This is a genomic window from Curtanaerobium respiraculi, from assembly GCF_024609215.1.
Taxonomy (GTDB): Bacteria; Actinomycetota; Coriobacteriia; order Coriobacteriales; family Eggerthellaceae; genus Curtanaerobium; species Curtanaerobium respiraculi.
The window spans coordinates 1-1,598 of record NZ_JANIPD030000033.1; the positions used below are offsets into that span (position 1 = coordinate 1).

Below are 1,598 nucleotides of genomic sequence, written 5' to 3' on the forward strand. Positions count from 1 at the left end.
GAAAGGAGACCAGCTATATGAAGTCAAGACCTGATTAGAGATTTTTCAAAGTCTCTAGTTTTGTTTGGATTTGCACTTTGACAGTCGAATATCGAATGCTTCTGGGCGCAATGAACCGCATCGCGGATACGCGATGGCTCCCACGCAGCATGTTTTACGGGGCTATTTGTCGGGATCGTACGGCTCCCCGTCTCGCATAACGGCGTAAACCACGTGGCACAGCTTCCTCGCGACGGCGGTCACGGCGACACGGTGGGGCTTGCCCTCGCGGCGCTTCTTGTCGTAGAAGGCCTTGAGCTTCGGGTCGTACTGCCTGGCCCTGTTGGCGGCGAGCCAGAGCGACCTGCGGAGGTATGGCGACCCGTGCTTCGTTATCGGGACGCCCTTCGCGGAGAACTTGCCGGACTCGTCGACGCCGGAGTTCAGGCCGGCGTACTTGACGATCGAGGCGGCGTTCTTGAACCTCTTGACGTCGCCTATCTCGGAGACTATCTGGGCGCCGGTGGTCGTCGACACGCCCGGAATTGTCGTGATGTTGGGCTCCACCCTGGCCAGCAGGGCGGCGACCTCCCTCTCCACCTTGGATATCGCCCCGTTCAGGAACTCTACCTGCGAGACCATCGTCCTTATCTGGAACGACGCGGCCTCCTGGCCGAGCCTTATCCCGACCGACGACTTCGCCGCGGCCTTGAGCTGTGCGGCCTTTTCCGCTCCCAGCCTGCCGCGGGACCCCCGGAGAGCAGCCTGGCGATCGTCGACGCGCGCCTCCTGCCCACCTCGGCGGGCGTCGGGCACTCGGCGAGGACCTTCAGCGACGCGGCGCCGAACATGTCGGAGAACAGCCCCGCGTACTCTGGGAAGTAGGCATCCATCACGCAGATGGCCTGCGTCTTCACCGTCGCGAGCTCCTGCTTGAGGCCCTGGTGGTAGCGCGTGAGCTGCTTGAGGGCCTGCATCTCGTCGGCGGCCAGCCGCGTCTGCTCGCAGTCGCCCTGGCGCAGCGTCTCGGCGATGAGCCGGGAGTCCACCCGGTCGTTCTTGATGCCCTTCATGCCCTTGAGCTCGCGCATGGCGTGCACCTGCATCGGATTCACGACGCAAACCTTGTAGCCAGCGGCCATGAGGTATGCGAAGCAGGCCTTCCAGTAGTGGCCGGTAGCCTCCATTCCGACGAACACGTCGTCCTCGGACTCGGCGACCGACTCGAGCCACGCCACGCACCTCTCGAAGCCTGCCTCGGTGTTCTTGAACGGCATCGGCCTCGCGACCTCGGCGCCCTCCTCGTCGACGGCGCCGATGACGTGGCCCATCTTCGCGATGTCCACACCTGCGTAGATCATAGGGCGCTCCCTTCTGCTATCGGCGGGTTCCTGCCTGCGCACCCGGGACCGCTACCTCCTAGAAGAGATCCGAAGAGTGGGCGAGCCACCTTCATCCAGCTTATCCGCGGCCTCGCCCGGGTGGGGCAGGTTGCCAGACTCCTTTACGAGAAGCGGGGCTCTCACACGAAATGTCGGCAACCCTGCCCGCCAGAATCTGCATTGCATCCACAAGCATTCGATAATCGGCTCGAAAATGCAACGACTAAAAGATAGGAG

2 protein-coding genes are annotated in these 1,598 nt (G+C 62.8%); both read right to left on the reverse strand.

What is annotated here, in order from left to right:
• Nucleotides 1-162: 162 nt before the first annotated feature.
• Complete coding sequence (locus NOV21_RS07850) at nt 163-621, reverse strand: transposase (protein WP_283171740.1); 459 nt, start codon at nt 619-621, stop codon at nt 163-165.
• Between the two features lie 38 nt (nt 622-659).
• Entirely contained in the window at nt 660-1,340 is a 681-nt protein-coding gene (locus NOV21_RS07855) for an IS110 family transposase (RefSeq protein WP_283171741.1), read from the reverse strand.
• Nucleotides 1,341-1,598: the final 258 nt, after the last annotated feature.